16 protein-coding genes are annotated in these 18,803 nt (G+C 67.7%); 1 reads left to right on the top strand and 15 read right to left on the bottom strand.

Annotated elements, in window-relative coordinates:
• Positions 1-26 precede the first annotated feature (26 nt).
• The 11 genes from rpsS to rpsL all read right to left on the bottom strand — a co-directional run bounded on the left by rpsS (position 27) and on the right by rpsL (position 11,151).
• Positions 27-308 (bottom strand): 30S ribosomal protein S19, encoded by a 282-nt coding sequence (gene rpsS / locus EV644_RS22190; RefSeq protein ID WP_132190619.1) that lies wholly within the window; start codon positions 306-308, stop codon positions 27-29.
• 17 nt (positions 309-325) lie between these two features.
• The gene (rplB, locus tag EV644_RS22185; protein ID WP_132190618.1) at positions 326-1,159 is read right to left on the bottom strand and encodes a 50S ribosomal protein L2; all 834 of its coding nucleotides are present in this window, start codon (positions 1,157-1,159) and stop codon (positions 326-328) included.
• A complete protein-coding gene (gene rplW / locus EV644_RS22180) occupies positions 1,159-1,464 on the bottom strand; it encodes a 50S ribosomal protein L23 (RefSeq protein WP_132190617.1) in 306 nt (101 codons plus the stop codon). Before rplW ends, rplB begins: the two co-directional genes overlap by 1 nt.
• Complete coding sequence (gene rplD / locus EV644_RS22175) at positions 1,461-2,156, bottom strand: 50S ribosomal protein L4 (protein ID WP_132190616.1); 696 nt, start codon at positions 2,154-2,156, stop codon at positions 1,461-1,463. The genes rplW and rplD overlap by 4 nt, the downstream gene beginning before the upstream one ends.
• Positions 2,153-2,809, bottom strand: coding sequence for a 50S ribosomal protein L3 (gene rplC, locus EV644_RS22170; RefSeq protein WP_241998618.1), 657 nt, complete (start codon positions 2,807-2,809; stop codon positions 2,153-2,155). The genes rplD and rplC overlap by 4 nt, the downstream gene beginning before the upstream one ends.
• Before the next feature lie 16 nt (positions 2,810-2,825).
• Positions 2,826-3,134 (bottom strand): 30S ribosomal protein S10, encoded by a 309-nt coding sequence (rpsJ, locus tag EV644_RS22165; protein WP_012923688.1) that lies wholly within the window; start codon positions 3,132-3,134, stop codon positions 2,826-2,828.
• 382 nt (positions 3,135-3,516) lie between these two features.
• Positions 3,517-6,741 carry an isoleucine--tRNA ligase gene (gene ileS, locus EV644_RS22160; protein ID WP_132190615.1) on the bottom strand — a complete coding sequence of 1,075 codons (3,225 nt, stop codon included), beginning with the start codon at positions 6,739-6,741 and terminating at the stop codon, positions 3,517-3,519.
• Positions 6,742-6,857: 116 nt separating this feature from the next.
• Positions 6,858-8,051, bottom strand: a complete 1,194-nt coding sequence (gene tuf, locus EV644_RS22155) for an elongation factor Tu (RefSeq protein WP_132190614.1) — start codon at positions 8,049-8,051, stop codon at positions 6,858-6,860.
• Between the two features lie 72 nt (positions 8,052-8,123).
• Entirely contained in the window at positions 8,124-10,235 is a 2,112-nt protein-coding gene (gene fusA, locus EV644_RS22150) for an elongation factor G (protein WP_132190613.1), read from the bottom strand.
• A 71-nt stretch (positions 10,236-10,306) separates the two neighbouring features.
• The gene (gene rpsG / locus EV644_RS22145) at positions 10,307-10,777 is read right to left on the bottom strand and encodes a 30S ribosomal protein S7 (RefSeq protein ID WP_112243231.1); all 471 of its coding nucleotides are present in this window, start codon (positions 10,775-10,777) and stop codon (positions 10,307-10,309) included.
• Entirely contained in the window at positions 10,777-11,151 is a 375-nt protein-coding gene (gene rpsL / locus EV644_RS22140; RefSeq protein ID WP_012923692.1) for a 30S ribosomal protein S12, read from the bottom strand. The genes rpsG and rpsL overlap by 1 nt, the downstream gene beginning before the upstream one ends.
• A 474-nt stretch (positions 11,152-11,625) precedes the next feature.
• Here rpsL and EV644_RS45460 point away from each other — a divergent pair, with 474 nt between their 5' ends.
• Complete coding sequence (locus EV644_RS45460; protein WP_199239946.1) at positions 11,626-12,123, top strand: hypothetical protein; 498 nt, start codon at positions 11,626-11,628, stop codon at positions 12,121-12,123.
• On the opposite strand, the gene EV644_RS22130 is transcribed toward EV644_RS45460, so the two are convergent.
• The 4 genes from EV644_RS22130 to EV644_RS22115 all read right to left on the bottom strand — a co-directional run bounded on the left by EV644_RS22130 (position 12,120) and on the right by EV644_RS22115 (position 18,741).
• Positions 12,120-12,902, bottom strand: coding sequence for a maleylpyruvate isomerase family mycothiol-dependent enzyme (locus EV644_RS22130; protein WP_132190612.1), 783 nt, complete (start codon positions 12,900-12,902; stop codon positions 12,120-12,122). The two genes, EV644_RS45460 and EV644_RS22130, sit on opposite strands and share 4 nt — an antisense overlap.
• Entirely contained in the window at positions 12,895-14,187 is a 1,293-nt protein-coding gene (locus tag EV644_RS22125; RefSeq protein ID WP_132190611.1) for a nuclear transport factor 2 family protein, read from the bottom strand. The genes EV644_RS22130 and EV644_RS22125 overlap by 8 nt, the downstream gene beginning before the upstream one ends.
• Positions 14,188-14,391: 204 nt before the next feature.
• The gene (locus EV644_RS22120) at positions 14,392-14,799 is read right to left on the bottom strand and encodes a DUF1801 domain-containing protein (protein WP_132190610.1); all 408 of its coding nucleotides are present in this window, start codon (positions 14,797-14,799) and stop codon (positions 14,392-14,394) included.
• Between the two features lie 81 nt (positions 14,800-14,880).
• A complete protein-coding gene (locus tag EV644_RS22115; protein WP_132190609.1) occupies positions 14,881-18,741 on the bottom strand; it encodes a DNA-directed RNA polymerase subunit beta' in 3,861 nt (1,286 codons plus the stop codon).
• Positions 18,742-18,803 lie beyond the last annotated feature (62 nt).

The raw sequence follows: 18,803 nt of genomic DNA, 5'->3' as shown, positions 1-18,803 counted from the left end.
TGCTCTGCGCTTCGTCCTGACCGAGGTCAGCGACGCCGTGCCTTGCGGTCGTCCTTCTCGTGGCCCTTGAACGTCCGGGTCGGGGCGAACTCGCCGAGCTTGTGCCCGACCATCGCGTCCGTCACGAACACCGGCACGTGCTTGCGACCGTCGTGCACCGCGAGCGTGTGGCCGATCATGTCCGGCACGATCATCGATCGGCGGGACCAGGTCTTGATGACGTTGTGGGTGCCCTTCTCGTTCTGCACCTCCACCTTCTTCATCAGGTGGTGGTCGACGAACGGGCCTTTCTTGAGGCTGCGTGGCATCTCTGTCCGGCTCCCTATCAGCGCTTCTTGCCGGCCTTGCGGCGCCGGACGATCATGCGGTCGCTTTCCTTGCGGGTGCGGGTGCGGCCCTCAGGCTGACCCCACGGGGACACCGGGTGACGTCCACCCGAGGTCTTGCCCTCACCACCACCGTGCGGGTGGTCGACCGGGTTCATGGCGACACCACGGACGGTCGGGCGCTTGCCCTTCCAGCGCATCCGGCCGGCCTTGCCCCAGTTGATGTTCGACTGCTCGCCGTTGCCGACCTCACCGAGGGTGGCGCGGCAGCGCACGTCGACCATCCGGACCTCGCCGGACGGCATCCGCAGGGTGGCCATCCGGCCCTCCTTGGCGACCAGCTGAACGCTGGCTCCGGCGGAGCGGGCCATCTTGGCGCCACCGCCCGGACGCATCTCGACGGCGTGCACCGTCGAGCCGACCGGGATGTTGCGCAGCGGCAGGTTGTTGCCCACCTTGATGTCGGCCGCGGGGCCGTTCTCGACGATCGTGCCCTGCTTCAGGTTCGCCGGCGCGAGGATGTAACGCTTCTCGCCGTCGACGTAGTGCAGCAGCGCGATCCGCGCGGTGCGGTTCGGGTCGTACTCGATCTCGGCGACCTTGGCCGGCACGCCGTCCTTGTCGTACCGCTTGAAGTCGATCAGGCGGTACGCCCGCTTGTGACCGCCACCGTGGTGCCGGGTGGTGATCTTGCCGGAGTTGTTCCGGCCGCCCTTCTTGGGCAGCGGGCGGAGCAGGGACTTCTCAGGGGTCGAACGGGTGAGCTCGACGAAGTCGGCCACGCTCGAGCCACGGCGGCCCGGCGTCGTCGGCTTGTATTTGCGGATACCCATTACGACTGGCCTCCGAAGATGTCGATGCGGTCGTCGCCGGAGAGGCTGACGATCGCTCGCTTGGTGTCAGGACGCTTGCCCCAGCCCGTACGGGTGCGGCGACGCTTGCCCTTGCGGTTGATCGTGTTGACGGAAGTGACCCGGACGTTGAACACCTTCTCGACCGCGAGCTTGATCTCGGTCTTGTTGGCGTCCGGAGCGACCTCGAACGTGTACTTCTGCTCGTCCAGCAGGCCGTAGCTCTTCTCGCTCACGACCGGCCGCAGCAGCACGTCCCGCGGGTCCTTGTTGACTCCGTGGCTCATGCTTCTACCTCCTGCTCGGCCTCGGTCGACGTTGCGACGGCCTTGACGGACTTGCCCTTCGGCGTACCGGCGACGAAGGCGTCCAGCGAAGCGCTGGTGAAGATCACCGCGTCGTTGCACAGCACGTCGTACGCGTTCAGCTGGTCGGCCGCGATCAGGTGCACGGTCGGCACGTTGCGCAGGCTGAGCAGCGACACGTCATCGGTCCGCTCGACGACCACCAGCACCTTGAGGTACTCGGTGACCTCTGCGAGGACCTTCAGCGCGGCCTTGGTGGAGGGCGCGTCGCCGTCCACGAACTTCTCGACCACGTGGACGCGACCGTCGCGGGCCCGGTCCGAGAGCGCACCGCGAAGAGCGGCGGCGATCATCTTCTTCGGGGTCCGCTGGCTGTAGTCGCGCGGCGTGGGGCCGTGCACGACGCCACCACCGGTGAACTGCGGCGCGCGGGTCGAGCCCTGACGGGCGCGGCCGGTGCCCTTCTGGCGGTACGGCTTGGCGCCACCACCGGACACCTCGCCACGGCGCTTGACCTTGTGCGTGCCCTGACGGGCCGCGGCCAGCTGCGCCACGACGACCTGGTGGATCAGCGGGATGTTGACCTGAACGTCGAAGAGTTCGGCCGGGAGCTCCGCGGAGCCCTTCTTGCTGACCTTGTCGCCCTTCACGACGACGACGTCAACGGTGCTCATTTGGTAGCTCCCTTCGCGGCGTTGCGGATCAGCACGAGGCCGCCCTTGGGACCGGGGACGGCGCCCTTGAGCAGGACCAGACCGCGCTCCGCGTCGATCGCGTGGACCGTCACGTTCTGCGTGGTGACCTTCTCGTTGCCCATCCGGCCGGCCATCTTGAGGCCCTTGAAGACCCGGCCCGGGGTCGCGCAGCCGCCGATGGAGCCCGGCGAACGGTGCTTCTTGTGCACACCGTGGGTGGCGCGAAGACCGTGGAAGCCGTGGCGCTTCATCACACCGGCGAAGCCCTTGCCCTTGCTGGTGGCGGAGACGTCGACGATCTCTCCGGCCTCGAAGGCCTCGGCCTTGATCTCCTGGCCCAGGGTGTAGTCGCTGGCGTCAGCGGTCCGCAGCTCGAGCAGGTGGCGGCGCGGGGTCACGCCGGCCTTCTCGAAGTGGCCGCGCATCGGCGAGTTCACCTTGCGGGGGTCGATGTCGCCGAAGGCGATCTGGACACCGTCGTAGCCGTGGCTGTCCGAGGTACGCACCTCGGTGACGACGCACGGGCCGGCCTGGATCACGGTGACGGGGACGACCCGGTTGTTCTCGTCCCAGGTCTGGGTCATGCCGAGCTTGGTGCCCAGCAGACCGCGCGTGTTCTTCTGAATGCTCATTGGTTTCGCGTTTCCCTCAGAGCTTGATCTCGATGTCGACACCGGCCGGCAGGTCGAGACGCATCAGCGAGTCGACGGTCTTCGGCGTGGGGTCGATGATGTCGATGAGCCGCTTGTGGGTGCGCATCTCGAAGTGCTCGCGGCTGTCCTTGTACTTGTGCGGCGAGCGGATGACGCAGAACACGTTCTTTTCCGTCGGCAACGGCACCGGGCCAGCAACCTTCGCACCAGTACGCGTCACCGTGTCGACAATCTTGCGCGCCGAGCTGTCGATGACCTCGTGGTCGTAGGCCTTCAGCCGGATGCGGATCTTCTGTCCCGCCATCGCTTCGCTTCGTCCTTCTCTTCGTCTTCTCTGAACCTCCGCCCACCCTCGGAGAGTGGGCGTGGTCGCCACCGAACTACGGCCCCCGAGGTCGGGTGTGTCGCGCCTGTCGCAGGCATGACGTTACTGATCTCGAGTTAGTTAGTTGGACCCGGCTTGACTGCACCAGGCCGGGCTGACCCACCAGAAAGAGCGGCGCTGCGTGTTCCCAGGCTCGGTGTTACGCCTGACGGACCACACAAAACAGCCGCCCCAAGCGCGGGTCGCGCCGGAGCAACCGAACCAGTCTGACAGATACCGGCGGGAGAAGACAAATCCAGTCCAGAAGAGGGCCTGGACGGCGGCGCGCCGGGATTGCCGGCGCCACCGCATGTGCTCCGTCTCACGCCTTGTCGATCCGGATTCGCAGCGACTGACCGTCGCCGACCTGCACTGGATCGCCGGTTTCGGCGGCAGCGGCCTCGTCGATCGCGAGGGCCAGGGTCTCGTCCATGATCAGGCGGCGGTGCGTCTCGACCGCTTGGCGGACGCCGTCGCCTTCGGCAGCCAGCCCGATCCGGATCCGGTCGGTGATGTCGAGGCCCGCGTCTCGCCTGGCCTGCTGGACCGCCCGGATGATGTCCCGCGCGATCCCCTCAGCGGCGAGTTCGGGGGTGATCGCGGTGTCCAGCACGACGAATCCACCGTCGCTCAGCAACCCGCTCGCCGGGCTCTCCCCCGCGGCCGCGTCCGCCGTACCGTCGTGGTCGGCGAGGGTCGTCTCGAGGGTGTACTCGCCTTCCTGCAAGGCGATCCCGCCCGCCGTCACGACGCCCGCGTCGTCGACCGACCAGTCGCCGCTCTTGGCCGCCTTGATCACCGACTGGACATCCCGTCCCAGCCGAGGACCCGCGGCGCGGGCGTTGACGGTCAGCTTCTGCGATACCGGCGCGTGCTCGTCGTCTACGTCGGCCAGGTCCACCAGGACGACCTCCTGGACGTTGGCCTCGGCGGCGACGATCGAGGTCAACGGCTTGAGCGCCTTGGCGTCCGTCGTCGCCACCGTCAGCTTGCACAGCGGCTGCCGGCCGCGGATCCCGGTGGACTTCCGAACCGCCGAGGTAACCGAGCAGACCTCCCGGATCCGGTCCATCTGGGCGACCAGGGCCGGGTCGCTCGGCAGGTCCGTGACGTCGGGCCAGTCGGTCAGATGGACCGACCGGCCGCCGGTCAGCCCGCGCCAGACCTCCTCGGCCGCCAGCGGCAGCAGCGGCGAGATCGCCCTCGTGGCCACCTCGAGGGCGGTGTAGAGGGTGTTGGCCGCGTCACCGAAGGACGCGTCCCCGTCGTCCCAGAACCGCTCCCGCGACCGCCGGATGTACCAGTTGGTCAGCACCTCCAGGTACGCCGCGACGGACTCGCAGGCGGCCGAGATCTCCAGCGCGTCGAGCCTGCCCTGGATGTCCTCGACGAACGCCCGGGTCTTCGCCAGCAGATACCGGTCCAGCAGTACTTCGGACCCGGTGCTCCAGGTCGCGTCGTACCCGGTGCCGCCGTTGGCGGCGTTCGCGTACAGGGAGAAGAAGTACCAGGCGTTCCAGAGCGGGATCATCACCTGGCGGACGCCCTCGCGGATGCCCTGTTCGGTGACCATCAGGTTGCCGCCGCGCAGGATCGGGCTCGACATCAGGAACCAGCGCATCGCGTCGGCTCCGTCGCGCTCGAACACCGCGGACACGTCCGGGTAGTTGCGCAGCGACTTGCTCATCTTCTGGCCGTCGCTGCCGAGCACGATCCCGTGGCTGACGCAGGAGGAGAACGCCGGCCGGTCGAACAGCGCGGTGGCCAGGATGTGCATGGTGTAGAACCAGCCGCGGGTCTGGCCGATGTACTCGACGATGAAGTCGCCCGGGAAGTGGTGCTCGAACCAGTCGGTGTTCTCGAACGGGTAGTGCACCTGGGCGAAGCTCATCGAGCCCGAGTCGAACCACACGTCCAGCACGTCCGGCACCCGCCGCATGGTCGAACGGCCGGTCGGGTCGTCCGGGTTGGGCCTGGTCAGGTCGTCGATGAACGGCCGGTGCAGATCAGCCACCGGTACGCCGAAGTCGCGCTCGAGCTCCGCCACCGAGCCGTACACGTCGATCCGCGGGTAGGCCGGGTCGTCGGAGCGCCAGACCGGGATCGGGCTGCCCCAGAAGCGGTTCCGGCTGATCGACCAGTCCCGCGCGTTCGACAGCCACTTGCCGAACTGGCCGTGCTTCACGTGCTCGGGGACCCAGGTGATCGGCTCGTTCAGCTCGACCATCCGGTCCCTGATCCGGGTCACCTCGACGAACCAGCTCGACACCGCCTTGTAGATCAGCGGGTTCCGGCACCGCCAGCAGTGCGGGTAGCTGTGGACGTAGCTCTCCTCGCGGACCAGCACGCCGGCGGCCTTGAGGTCGTTGATGATCGGCCGGTTCGCCTCGAAGACGAACACCCCCTGATAAGGAGCCACCACGGAGGTGAAGCGGGCCCCCTCGTCGATCGTCAGCAGCGTGGGGATGCCGACGGCGTCACAGGCCGCCTGGTCATCCTCGCCGTACGCCGGCGCCATGTGGACGACACCGCTGCCGTTCTCGGTGGTGACGTGGTCGGCCGCGATCACCTGAAACGCGTTCTCCGTGCCCCACAGCTCCGTGTCGGCGAAGAACGGGAAGAGCGGCGTGTAGCGCAGCCCGATCACCTCGGAGCCCTTGAGGTGCCGGGTGACCCTCTCCCGGGCATCGGCGCCGAACTCGGTGGCGTACGCGTCCAGCCGGGCCTCCGCGAGGATCGACGGACGGCCCTCGGCGTCCTCGACCACGACGTAGTCGAGGTCCGGCCCGACCGCCATCGCCAGGTTGCTCGGCAGCGTCCAGGGCGTCGTGGTCCACGCGAGCAGCCGCTCCCCCGTCTCCAGCGTCACCGCGACCGTCACGGAGGGGTCCTGGCGCGGCTGGTAGACGTCGTCGTCCATCCGCAGCTCGTGGTTCGAGAGCGGAGTCTCGTCGTTCCAGCAGTACGGCAGGACCCGCAGCCCCTCGTACACCAGGCCCTTGTCGTACAAGGTCTTGAACGCCCAGATCACCGATTCCATGTAGTCCCGGTTGAGCGTCTTGTAGTCGTTCTCGAAATCGACCCAGCGGGCCTGGCGGGTGACGTAGGCCTGCCACTCGCCGGTGTACTTGAGCACCGAGGTCCGGCAGGCCTCGTTGAACTTCTCGATCCCCAGGGCCAGGATGTCCGCCTTCGTCTTCAGCCCGAGCACCCGCTGGGCCTCCAGCTCGGCCGGCAGCCCGTGGGTGTCCCAGCCGAAGCGGCGCTCCACCCGACGTCCACGCAGCGTCTGGTACCGCGGGATGACGTCCTTGGCGTACCCCGTCAGCAGGTGGCCGTAGTGCGGCAGTCCGTTCGCGAACGGCGGGCCGTCGTAGAAGACGAACTCGTTCTCGCCGTTCTCGCCAGCCGGGCGGTTGTCGATCGACGCCTGGAAGGTGCCATCGGCCTTCCAGTACGCCAGCACCTCCTCCTCGATCCGGGGGAAGTCAGGGCTCGCGGTGAGCTTCGCCTCGGCAGCGCCGGCCGACGCCTTCGGATAGGTCATCTCTGCATACTCCTCGCCCTGGTACTGCGAACCTCGTCCTGGTGCCCCGAATCGCGAGAGCCGCCCACCCCCTCGTCGGGGATGGGCGGCTCGCGGTACCGCTGAACTGCTGGGAACTACTTGAGGATCTTGGTGACCCGGCCGGCGCCGACGGTGCGGCCACCCTCACGGATCGCGAACTTCAGGCCCTCTTCCATGGCGATCGGCTGGATCAGCTCGACCGACATGTCGGTGTTGTCGCCCGGCATGACCATCTCGGTGCCCTCGGGCAGCGTGACGACGCCGGTGACGTCCGTGGTGCGGAAGTAGAACTGCGGGCGGTAGTTCTGGAAGAACGGCGTGTGACGGCCGCCCTCCTCCTTGGACAGGATGTAGACCGACGCGTCGAAGTTGGTGTGCGGGGTCGTGGTGCCCGGCTTGATGACGACCATGCCGCGCTCGACGTCCTCGCGCTTGGTGCCACGAAGCAGCAGACCGACGTTCTCACCGGCCTGGCCCTCGTCGAGCAGCTTGCGGAACATCTCGATACCGGTGACCGTGGTGGTCTGCTTCTCCGGGCGGATGCCGATCAGGTCGACGGTCTCGTTGACCTTGACGACGCCGCGCTCGATACGACCGGTGATGACCGTGCCGCGACCGGTGATGGTGAAGACGTCCTCCACCGGCATCAGGAACGGCTTGTCGATCTCGCGCTCCGGCTGCGGGATGTAGGAGTCGACCGCGTTCATCAGCTCCATGATCGACTCACCCCACTTCGCGTCACCCTGCAGTGCCGGGTGGGCCGCCACGTGCACGACCGGCGCGTTGTCGCCGTCGAACTCCTGCTCGGAGAGCAGCTCGCGGACCTCGAGCTCGACGAGCTCCAGGATCTCCTCGTCGTCGACCATGTCGCACTTGTTCAGGGCAACGACCATCGCCGGCACGCCGACCTGACGGGCGAGCAGCACGTGCTCACGCGTCTGCGGCATCGGGCCGTCGGTGGCGGCGACGACCAGGATCGCACCGTCCATCTGGGCCGCACCGGTGATCATGTTCTTGATGTAGTCCGCGTGACCCGGGCAGTCGACGTGCGCGTAGTGCCGGGCCTCGGTCTGGTACTCGACGTGCGCGATGGAGATGGTGATACCGCGCTGACGCTCTTCCGGCGCCTTGTCGATCTGGTCGAAGGCCGACGCCTCGTTGAGGTCCGGGTACTTGTCGTGCAGCACCTTGGTGATCGCCGCGGTAAGAGTGGTCTTACCGTGGTCGATGTGACCGATGGTGCCGATGTTGACGTGCGGCTTAGTCCGCTCGAACTTCGCCTTAGCCACTGGGGCCCTCCTGGAAAATGTTGACTTACGCCGTACGCCGACGCGCTGTGGGTTGGTTGGTCCGGGGCGAGATTACTCGCCGCGGGCCTTCTTGATGATCTCTTCCGCCACGTTCTTCGGAACCTCGGCGTAGGAATCGAACTGCATCGAGTACGACGCGCGGCCCTGGGTCTTGGACCGCAGGTCACCGACATACCCGAACATCTCGGACAACGGCACCAGGGCCTTCACGACCCGGCTGCCACCGGGGCCCTCGTCCATCGACTGGATCTGGCCGCGGCGTGAGTTGAGGTCGCCGATCACTTCACCCATGTAGTCCTCGGGCGTGGTGACCTCGACCGAGAACATCGGCTCGAGGATGACGGGCGTCGCCCGGCGGGCGGCGTCCTTGAAGGCCATCGAACCGGCGATCTTGAAGGCGAGCTCGGACGAGTCGACGTCGTGGTAGGCGCCGTCGCGCAGCGTCACCTTGACGTCCACCATCGGGTAGCCGGCCAGTACGCCGAACTCCATCGCCTCCTGGGCGCCCTCGTCCACCGACGGGATGTACTCCCGGGGGATGCGGCCACCGGTGACGGCGTTGACGAACTCGTACCCGCCCTCACCACCGGCCTCGGCGCTGGTCGGCTCGACGTCGATGATCACGCGCGCGAACTGACCCGAACCACCGGTCTGCTTCTTGTGCGTGTAGTCGACCTTCTCGACCTTCTTCTTGATCGTCTCGCGGTAGGCGACCTGGGGCTTGCCGACGTTGGCCTCGACGCGGAACTCGCGCTTCATCCGGTCGACCAGGATCTCCAGGTGGAGCTCACCCATACCGGCGATGATCGTCTGGCCTGTGTCCTCGTCGGTCCGGACCTGGAAGGTCGGGTCCTCGTCGGCCAGGCGCTGGATCGCGACGCCGAGCTTCTCCTGGTCCGCCTTCGACTTGGGCTCGATGGCGACCGAGATGACCGGAGCCGGGAACTGCATCGACTCCAGGATGATCGGCTTGGCCGGGTCGGACAGCGTCTCACCGGTGGTGGTGTCCTTCAGACCCATCACGGCGACGATGTGGCCGGCGCCGACCGACGCGATCTCCTCACGCTTGTTCGCGTGCATCCGGTAGATCTTGCCGATCCGCTCCTTGCGCCCCTTGGTGGGGTTCAGGACCTGGGTGCCGGTCTCGAGCTTGCCCGAGTACACCCGGATGAAGGTCAGCTTGCCCAGGTGCGGGTCGGCCGCGATCTTGTACGCCAGCGCCGAGAAGGGCTCGGAGTCGTCCGGCTTGCGGGTGACGACGACCGACGAGTCCTTGACGTCGTGGCCCTCGATGTCGGGCACGTCGAGCGGGCTCGGCAGGAAGGCGTTGATCGCGTCGAGCAGGGGCTGCACGCCCTTGTTCTTGAAGGCCGTACCGGTCAGCACCGGGGTCAGCTTGCTGGCGATGGTCGCCCGCCGGATGCCCGCGACGATCTGCTCCTGGGTCGGGTCCTCGCCCTCCAGGTACATCTCCATGATCTCGTCGTCGGCCTCGGCCAGCGTCTCGATCAGCTTGTCCCGCCACTCGGCGGCGATCTCGGTGTGGGTGGCCGGGATCTCCTCGACGGTGTAGTCCTCACCCATCGTGGTCTCGCCGCGCCAGGTCAGCGCGCGCATCCCGATCAGGTCGACGACACCGATGAAGTCGGCCTCGGCGCCGATCGGCAGCTGCAGCACCAGCGGCACCGCGGCCAGCCGGTCGACGATCATGTCGACGCAGCGCATGAACTCCGCGCCGGTCCGGTCCAACTTGTTGACGAAGCAGATCCGCGGTACGCCGTACCGGTCCGCCTGGCGCCACACGGTCTCGGACTGCGGCTCGACACCGGCGACACCGTCGAACACCGCGACGGCGCCGTCGAGGACGCGCAGCGAGCGCTCCACCTCGACGGTGAAGTCGACGTGCCCGGGGGTGTCGATGATGTTGATGGTGTGGTCTTTCCAGGTGCAGGTCGTCGCGGCGGACGTGATGGTGATGCCGCGCTCCTGCTCCTGCTCCATCCAGTCCATCGTGGCGGCGCCGTCGTGGACCTCACCGATCTTGTAGGTGATACCGGTGTAGAAGAGGATCCGCTCGGTCGTCGTCGTCTTGCCGGCGTCGATGTGGGCCATGATGCCGATGTTGCGCACCATGCTCAGGTCGGTGGTGATTTGTACGGCCACCTCGGTGGTCTACCTCTCGCTTCTGTCGTGCTTCAAAAGAGTGAACTCGGGGGTCCGGATCGGACCCCGGATCACCAGCGGTAGTGGGCGAAAGCCTTGTTGGCTTCGGCCATCTTGTGCGTGTCCTCGCGACGCTTCACCGACGCGCCGAGACCGTTGGACGCGTCCAGGATCTCGTTCATCAGGCGCTCGGACATGGTCTTCTCGCGACGCGCCCGGGAGTACGACGTGAGCCAGCGCAGGGCGAGCGTGGTCGAGCGACCGGGCTTGACCTCGATCGGCACCTGGTAGGTGGCGCCACCGACGCGGCGGCTCTTCACCTCGATGCTGGGCTTCACGTTGTCCAGAGCGCGCTTGAGCGTGATGACCGGGTCGGTGCCGGTCTTCGTCCGGGTGCCCTCGAGCGCCGTGTAGACGATGCTCTGCGCGATCTGCTTCTTGCCGTCCACCAGGATCTTGGAGATCAACTGGGTGACCAGCGGCGAACTGTAGACCGGGTCGATGATGACCGGCCGCTTCGGGGCGGGACCCTTGCGCGGCATTAGCTCTTCTCCTTCTTCGCGCCGTACCGGCTGCGAGCCTGCTTCCGGTTCTTCACACCCTGGGTGTCGAGCGAACCGCGGATGATCTTGTACCGGACACCGGGGAGGTCCTTCACCCGGCCGCCACGCACGAGCACGATGGAGTGCTCCTGCAGGTTGTGGCCGACACCCGGGATGTAGGCGGTGACCTCGATGCCGCTGGTGAGGCGGACGCGTGCGACCTTGCGAAGCGCCGAGTTCGGCTTCTTCGGAGTGGTCGTGTAGACGCGCGTGCACACACCACGACGCTGAGGGGAACCCTTCAGGGCCGGCGTCTTGTTCTTGGACACCTTGTCCTGGCGGCCCTTGCGGACCAACTGCTGGATGGTGGGCACCGCGTAGGTCTCTTTCTGTCGTCCGGTCGGTTGCTGCGCGCCTGACCCCCGCGGTCGGGTGTGTCGCATGGGTACGGGCGCGCCTGAGTCATAAACTTTCTGACTGTCGGCAGAAGTCCCGTTCCACGCGCTGTCCCGAAACTACGAGGGGCACGCATGACGGCCCAGGATGACCCGGGCACGATCGTTAAGACTAGCGGCTGCCTCAAGCACGGTCAAAACAGCTGACCGAGCGCGCAGATGGGACGCAGCCGCATTGTCAGTCTACCGGATGCGCCACGTGGTTCCAGCCAGGCCCCGACCGCCGGTGGAGGCCGATCCTCGCCGCCGGTCCGCGGCGATCAGGAAGCCGAATGTCTGATCCAGGTAAATGTCGGCGACGGTTCGTGTTCGCGCCTGGGGTCCTGCGGCATAGTCACGCCAAACAGGTGTAACGACCTGGTAACGGGGATCGTTCCGAACCGCCCTGCGCCCGTGGGAGCACTTCGTGGATCACCGCCCTGTCCCTCCTCCGCCACCGCACCCCTCGCAAGCGCCGACGCCGGGTCCTGCCGCCCCAGGGACCACGTCGCCGGTGGTCTGCCGGGCGGCCATCGGTGCCGTCGCCGGCACGCTGGCCGCCGGCGGGCTGGCACTCGAGGTGATCAGCCGGCCAGACACCCTCCACAACCGCGTTCTCGCCGCAGGCGCTCCTTCACCCTCCAGCGCGCCGTCCTCCAGGCCTCCGCAAAGGCCCAGGCCTACGGCAAGCAGGAGCAGAAGCCGGCCAAGGAGCGCGGCTACCCGGACGGCGACTTCGGCAACTCCCTGGCGACGCTGGCTCAGCTGATCAAGGCCAAGGCGGGCGTGCGGGTCGCGACGATCGACGTCGGCGGCTGGGACGTGGTGATGGGCCGCCTCGGTCTCTCCGCCGCCCAGGCCACCAAGGTCTTCCCCGGCTGGAAGGCCACCCCACTCGGGGTCATGAGTTAGGGAGTCGCCCGGCCGGCCAGGAACGCGAGGGCTGCTGTGGTGTCGCCCTCGATGGTCAGGGTGGTCGCCGGGAGGCGTTTCCAGAGGCAGAGGTCCAGGTCGGACGCCGTGCCTGAGATGACGGCGACTCCGGTTGCCTTGGCCCGGTCGATCGCGGGCGGCTCGCCGGGCCGTGCCGGGGTGAGCGTCCACTCGTGCCCGGTGTCGACAGCCCGTACGCCGAGTTGTGTCTCCGCGGCTGGAGCGGCTCCCCTGGCCAGCATCCGCGGCAGGAACACCCCGAACACCTCGTCGACACCATCCGCCGCCACGGCCGGAGGTATCACCGCTACTCCCCCGCCGGCTTGGATCGCATCGGCCAGGTGAACCGTGGTCTCGTGCAGCCGCCGGCGGCTCCAGAATCCCGCCCGCTGGTCCACCGGGGCGAAGTTCCAGCAGGGCTCGTCCGGGTCCACCGCGCGGATCGCAGCAGCCAGGGCGGCCGAGGTCCCGGCGTACTGGTCGGACCACGAGGTGGTTCGCAGCACGGCCGGAACGGACTGGCGTTTGCCGCTCAGCAGGATCGACGCGGCCCAGCGCTCGCCGCTGACCATGTGCGCGGCGAGGTCGGCGACGGTCCACCCGGGACAGGAAGGCACGGTCGCGGCCGGGTCGACCTCCGCGAAGGCGGCCGCCAGTTCGGCGGCGGTCCGCTCGAACTCCGCCAGGAAGTCCGCGACCCCGGGCCGGCCCGACGGATCGGGTCGGCGCGGGGCCGGGGATGAGGTCGGGTCAGGCAAGGAACCTGACTTCGACGATCAAGCCGTCCTGTGCGCGGTACAGGCCGATGGTCGGGGTCGGGCCCCGGTCGGAGTCGTGGACGATCGACCGCTCGACCACCCACTCGCCGACCAGCATCCGCTGCACCAGCTCGGTCTTGCACCGGCCTGCCTCGAACCGAGGCTGGTAGTACTCCCGGAGAGACCGGCGGCCGCGCATCACGGTGCCGTCCTCCAGCTGGAGCTGGGCGGTCGGCGAGTACAGCGCCAGGAACGCCTCGAGATCGTGCGCCTCGTAGGCGGCGTGCTCGCGCCCCACCACCCGAGCCGCCGGCGAATCCGCCTGCTGCGGCACGGGAGCCGCAGCAGGCGCGGCTTCGGCGGTGGCCGGCTGGCTGGCTGGCTCAGCGGGCGTTGCCGGGGTCGCGGGTGCTGCCGGGGTGCGGGGGTTGGTGGTCTTGGCGGTTGGGGTCGGGGTGACTGCCACCTTGGTGGCCGGCTGACGGGGCGGGGCCGGGATGGTGGTGGCGGGAATGGGGTCGGAGGTGGTCGTGACTGCGGGGATCGGCAGTTGGCCGGCGGGTTCTTCGCCGAGGTGCGCGATCGCCCAGTCCAGTGCCTTGGTCACCGCGGCGCGGGACTCTTCGGTGTGGTCGAGCATGTCGAAGCCGTGTTGCCCTTTCGGTACGTCGATGATGTCCAGCGCGGCGCCACCGGCGGAGACGAACTCCGCCACCGGCCCGGCGAGTGCTTCTCGCTCGCGGCCGACCCTCGTCAGCAGCACCGGCAGGTCCTTGTGTTTGCCGATCACTTCGGCGGCGGAAACCAGTTCGTCGACACCGGGCGGGGTGGCGAGGCAGGGATAGGTCAGGGCGATCCAGCGCAGCCAGTCCGGCCGGCTGTCCAGCCACTCCCCGGCCAGCAGCCCGGAGCCGGAGAAGAACCACAGTCCGACCTTGCCGGGGTCTACCTGCGGGTCGGACCGCAGGATGCCGACGGCAGCCTCCACGTCGTCCGCAGCGGCGGTCAGCTGGTCATACCCACGGATCAGGCTGTGGTCGACCGTGACGGCCACCAGGCCGCGCTGAGCGATGGCTTTGGCGTAGCCCTGGTAGACCGGCCAGTCGCGAGGCTGCACCTCGAGATCGGCAGGCCCGGGACCTCCGTGGACGAGCAGGATCGCTCCTGTCCGGGCAGTGCTCGCGGGCCGGTAGAAGTCGAGGTCGCCGACTCGCTCGATCCGCAGGTCCGCGGCTCCTTCGACCGTCAGGACGAAAGGCTGCAGATACCCCGGGAGATCCTTCATGAGCGCCATCTTCGCGCATCCGGCCGACACTTCCGCGCCCGCCCCGCGCGTCGCCCGGGAACCGTCCGCGCACCCCCGGCGTGTCGCCCGCCGCCGCGATCCCGAACTCCCAGCCAGGCCGTCCGATCGCCGCTCCGGCGACCAGTTGCCCTCGGCAACCGCGCCTCGCGCCGTACCGTCAGCAGGCCTCGCTCGAACTCCGGGTCAGGACCCGCGGAGGTGGCTGACGGAGCGGGTGACGAGCTCCTTCAGGACGTCGCGATCGACGTCATCCAGGCGTTTGAGGTAGAGGCAGGACTTGCCGGTGGTGTGCTTGCCGAGCCGGCCCAGCAGTTCGTCGTACCCGTCGAAGCCCTCGGTGAGGTAGAGGGTGGTCGACGCCTTGCGCGGCGAGAAGCCGATCTCGAACCAGTCGAGCTCGCGGCCGCTCTCGTAGACCAGGTGCCGCTTTCCGTAGCCGACGATCGACGGCCCCCACAGCGCCGCCGGCAAGCCAGTCACCTCGGTCAGCAGCGCGTCCACCTCACGGGCATCGGACTGCCGTGGCTCCGGCACGCTCGCCAGGAAGTCCTCGACGCTGTTCTCGGTCCGGGTGGTCTTGTTCTCGGCCATGACTCATCGTGCCCCAGAACGCCGCGAGGGCGGCACCCCCTGGTGGGAGTGCCGCCCTCGGCGGTTTGCTCGTACTGCGAATCAGTTCTGGTAGGAACCGAGGTCGAAGTCGTCGAGCGGGACCGACTGACCCGCGGACGGGCCGAAGTCGTAGTCGTACGACTCGTAGCCGACCATCGAGTACATCGCGGCCTTCGCCTCCTCGGTGGGCTCCACCCGGATGTTGCGGTAACGGTCCATGCCGGTACCCGCCGGGATCAGCTTTCCGATGATGACGTTCTCCTTCAGACCGACCAGCGAGTCGGACTTGCCGTGGATCGCGGCCTCGGTGAGGACGCGGGTCGTCTCCTGGAAGGAGGCGGCCGACAGCCACGACTCGGTCGCCAGCGACGCCTTGGTGATACCCATCAGCACCGGACGTCCGGAGGCCGGCGTACCGCCCTCGGCGACCACCCGACGGTTCTCCGCCTCGAACATCAGGCGGTCCGCCAGCTCGCCCGGCAGCAGGTTCGCCTCGCCGGACTCGATCACCGTGACCCGGCGCAGCATCTGCCGGACGATGATCTCGATGTGCTTGTCGTGGATGGCCACACCCTGCGACCGGTACACCTCCTGGACCTCGTCCACCAGGTGCTCCTGCGCCTTGCGGACACCCAGGATCCGCAGAACCTCCTGCGGGTCCGGCGTACCCTGCGTCAGCTGCTGACCGACCTCGACGTGCTGGCCTTCCTCGACCAGCAGCCGGGTCCGCTTCGACACCGGGTAGGCGACCTCCTCGGAACCGTCGTCCGGGGTGAGCACCAGCTTCCGGGTCTTGTCGGTGTCCTCGATCGAGATCCGGCCGGCCGCCTCCGAGATCGGCGCCTTGCCCTTGGGCTGGCGGGCCTCGAAGAGCTCGACCACACGCGGCAGACCGTGGGTGATGTCATCACCTGCGACACCACCGGTGTGGAAGGTCCGCATCGTCAGCTGCGTACCCGGCTCACCGATGGACTGCGCCGCGATGATGCCGACGGCCTCGCCGATGTCGACCGGCTTGCCGGTCGCCAGCGAACGGCCGTAGCACTTCGCACAGGTACCTGTCTTGGCGTCACAGGTCAGCACGGAGCGGACCTTGACCTCCTCGATCCCGGCGGCCACCAGGGTGGCGATGGACACGTCGCCCAGGTCGCTGCCCGCGGTCAGCACCACGTTGCCCTTGGCGTCCGACACGTCGGTCGCCAGGGTGCGCGCATAGGCGCTGGTCTCCACGTTCTCCGCGTGCACGACCTTGCCGTCCGGACCCGGCTCGCCGATCTTCTTCGGCAGGCCGCGCTCGGTGCCGCAGTCCTCCTCGCGGATGATGACGTCCTGCGAGACGTCCACCAGACGACGGGTCAGGTACCCCGAGTCGGCGGTCCGCAGCGCGGTGTCGGCAAGACCCTTGCGAGCACCGTGGGTGGCGATGAAGTACTCGACCACCGACAGGCCCTCGCGGAAGTTGGACTTGATCGGCCGGGCGATGATCTCGCCCTTCGGGTTGGCCACCAGACCACGCATACCGGCGATCTGCCGGATCTGCATCATGTTGCCTCGCGCACCCGAGTGGACCATCATCCAGATCGGGTTGGCCTTGGCGAAGTTCTCCTCCATGGCCTTGCCGACCTCGGCGTTCGCGCCGGTCCAGATCTCGATCAGTTCCTGGCGCCGCTCGGACGAGGTGATCAGACCCCGCTCGAACTGCTTCTGGACCTTCTCGGCCTGCGACTCGTAGCGAGCCATGATCTCCGGCTTGCTCGGCGGCGTGCTGAAGTCGTCGATCGACACCGTGACACCCGAGCGGGTGGCCCAGCGGAAACCGAGGTCCTTCAGCGCGTCCAGGCAGTTCGCCACCTGGACCTTGGAGTAGCGCTCGGCCAGGTCGTTGACGATCGAGCCCAGCTGCTTCTTGCCGACCTCGGTGTCCACGAAGGTGTAGTCCGCCGGCAGCGCCTCGTTGAACAGGGCGCGACCCAGCGTCGTCTCCAGCGAGAACTCGCCCTCGGCCAGCTCCAGCGCGCCCTTCGGCGTACCGGCCTCGTTCAGGCGCAGCGTGACCTTCGCCTGCAGCGAGAGCTCGCCACGGTCGAAGGCCATCAGCGCCTCGGCCACCGAGCTGAACGCGCGACCCTCACCGAGGGCGCCTTCCTTCAGCATGGTCAGGAAGTAGATGCCGATGATCATGTCCTGGGTCGGCATCGTGACCGGACGGCCGTCAGCAGGCTTCAGGATGTTGTTCGTCGACAGCATCAGGATCCGGGCCTCGGCCTGGGCCTCGGCCGACAGCGGCAGATGCACCGCCATCTGGTCACCGTCGAAGTCCGCGTTGAACGCGGAGCAGACGAGCGGGTGGATCTGGATCGCCTTGCCCTCGATCAGCTGCGGCTCGAACGCCTGGATACCCAGCCGGTGCAGGGTAGGCGCGCGGTTCAGCAGCACGGGGTGCTCGGTGATGACCTCTTCCAGCACGTCCCAGACCTGGGCGCGCTGACGCTCGACCATCCGCTTGGCGGACTTGATGTTCTGCGCGTGGTTGAGGTCGACCAGCCGCTTCATCACGAACGGCTTGAACAGCTCCAGCGCCATCGCCTTCGGCAGACCGCACTGGTGCAGCTTCAACTGCGGGCCGACCACGATGACCGAACGGCCGGAGTAGTCGACGCGCTTGCCGAGCAAGTTCTGACGGAACCGGCCCTGCTTGCCCTTGAGCATGTCGGACAGCGACTTCAGCGGCCGGTTGCCCGGGCCGGTGACCGGACGGCCACGACGGCCGTTGTCGAACAGCGCGTCGACGGCCTCCTGCAGCATCCGCTTCTCGTTGTTGACGATGATCTCCGGCGCACCCAGGTCGAGCAGGCGCTTGAGCCGGTTGTTCCGGTTGATCACCCGGCGGTACAGGTCGTTCAGGTCGGAGGTGGCGAACCGGCCACCGTCGAGCTGGACCATCGGCCGCAGGTCCGGCGGAATCACCGGGACGCAGTCGAGCACCATGCCCATCGGGCTGTTGTTGGTGGCCAGGAACGCGGTGACGACCTTGAGCCGCTTCAGGGCGCGGGTCTTGCGCTGACCCTTGCCGGTCTTGATGGTCTCTCGCAGGCTGTCCGCCTCGGCCTTGAGGTCGAAGGTTTCCAGGCGCCGCTGGATCGCGGCGGCACCCATCGCGCCCTCGAAGTACTTGCCGAACCGCTCCTTCATGGCGCGGTACAGGATCTCGTCGCCCTCCAGGTCCTGGACCTTGAGGTTCTTGAACCGGCTCCAGACCTCGTCGAGACGGTCGATCTCGCGCTGCGCACGATCGCGCAGCTGCTTGACCTCACGCTCGGCGCCTTCCTTCACCTTGCGGCGGACGTCGGCCTTGGCGCCCTCGGCCTCGAGCTGGGCGAGGTCCTCCTCGAGCTTCTTCATCCGCGTCTCGATGTCGTTGTCGCGCCGGCCCTCGAGCTGCTTGCGCTCGACGTCGGTCCGGCCCTCCAGCGACGAGAGGTCGCGGTGCCGCGCCTCGTCGTCGACGTCGGTGATCATGTACGCCGCGAAGTAGATGACCTTCTCCAGGTCCTTCGGGGCGAGATCGAGCAGGTAGCCGAGTCGCGACGGGACACCCTTGAAGTACCAGATGTGGGTGACCGGCGCGGCCAGCTCGATGTGGCCCATCCGCTCACGGCGCACCTTGGAACGGGTGACCTCGACGCCACACCGCTCGCAGATGATGCCCTTGAAGCGAACGCGCTTGTACTTACCGCAGTAGCACTCCCAGTCCCGGGTGGGACCGAAGATCTTCTCGCAGAACAGTCCGTCACGCTCGGGCTTGAGCGTCCGGTAGTTGATCGTCTCGGGCTTCTTGACCTCGCCGTGCGACCACTGGCGGATCTCATCCGCGGTCGCCAGGCCGATCCGAAGCTCGTCGAAGAAGTTCACGTCGAGCACGATGTGTTATCTCCCGATTGCTGTTGTCATCTGGGGGGCGACCCCCAGACCCCCGCAGGGGT

The sequence above is a fragment of the Kribbella orskensis genome, from assembly GCF_004342085.1.
Taxonomy (GTDB): Bacteria; Actinomycetota; Actinomycetes; order Propionibacteriales; family Kribbellaceae; genus Kribbella; species Kribbella orskensis.
The sequence above is the reverse complement of the archived record's forward strand: the minus strand, read 5'-3'. Positions and strand labels throughout refer to the sequence as shown.

What these genes read in the sequence shown, in the direction of transcription:
- rpsS (WP_132190619.1), bottom strand. Translation starts at nt 308, where the DNA reads ATGCCACGCAGCCTCAAGAAAGGCCCGTTCGTCGACCACCACCTGATG.
- rplB (WP_132190618.1), bottom strand. Translation starts at nt 1,159, where the DNA reads ATGGGTATCCGCAAATACAAGCCGACGACGCCGGGCCGCCGTGGCTCG.
- rplW (WP_132190617.1), bottom strand. Translation starts at nt 1,464, where the DNA reads ATGAGCCACGGAGTCAACAAGGACCCGCGGGACGTGCTGCTGCGGCCG.
- rplD (WP_132190616.1), bottom strand. Translation starts at nt 2,156, where the DNA reads ATGAGCACCGTTGACGTCGTCGTCGTGAAGGGCGACAAGGTCAGCAAG.
- rplC (WP_241998618.1), bottom strand. Translation starts at nt 2,809, where the DNA reads ATGAGCATTCAGAAGAACACGCGCGGTCTGCTGGGCACCAAGCTCGGC.
- rpsJ (WP_012923688.1), bottom strand. Translation starts at nt 3,134, where the DNA reads ATGGCGGGACAGAAGATCCGCATCCGGCTGAAGGCCTACGACCACGAG.
- ileS (WP_132190615.1), bottom strand. Translation starts at nt 6,741, where the DNA reads ATGACCTATCCGAAGGCGTCGGCCGGCGCTGCCGAGGCGAAGCTCACC.
- rpsG (WP_112243231.1), bottom strand. Translation starts at nt 10,777, where the DNA reads ATGCCGCGCAAGGGTCCCGCCCCGAAGCGGCCGGTCATCATCGACCCG.
- EV644_RS22125 (WP_132190611.1), bottom strand. Translation starts at nt 14,187, where the DNA reads ATGAAGGATCTCCCGGGGTATCTGCAGCCTTTCGTCCTGACGGTCGAA.
- EV644_RS22120 (WP_132190610.1), bottom strand. Translation starts at nt 14,799, where the DNA reads ATGGCCGAGAACAAGACCACCCGGACCGAGAACAGCGTCGAGGACTTC.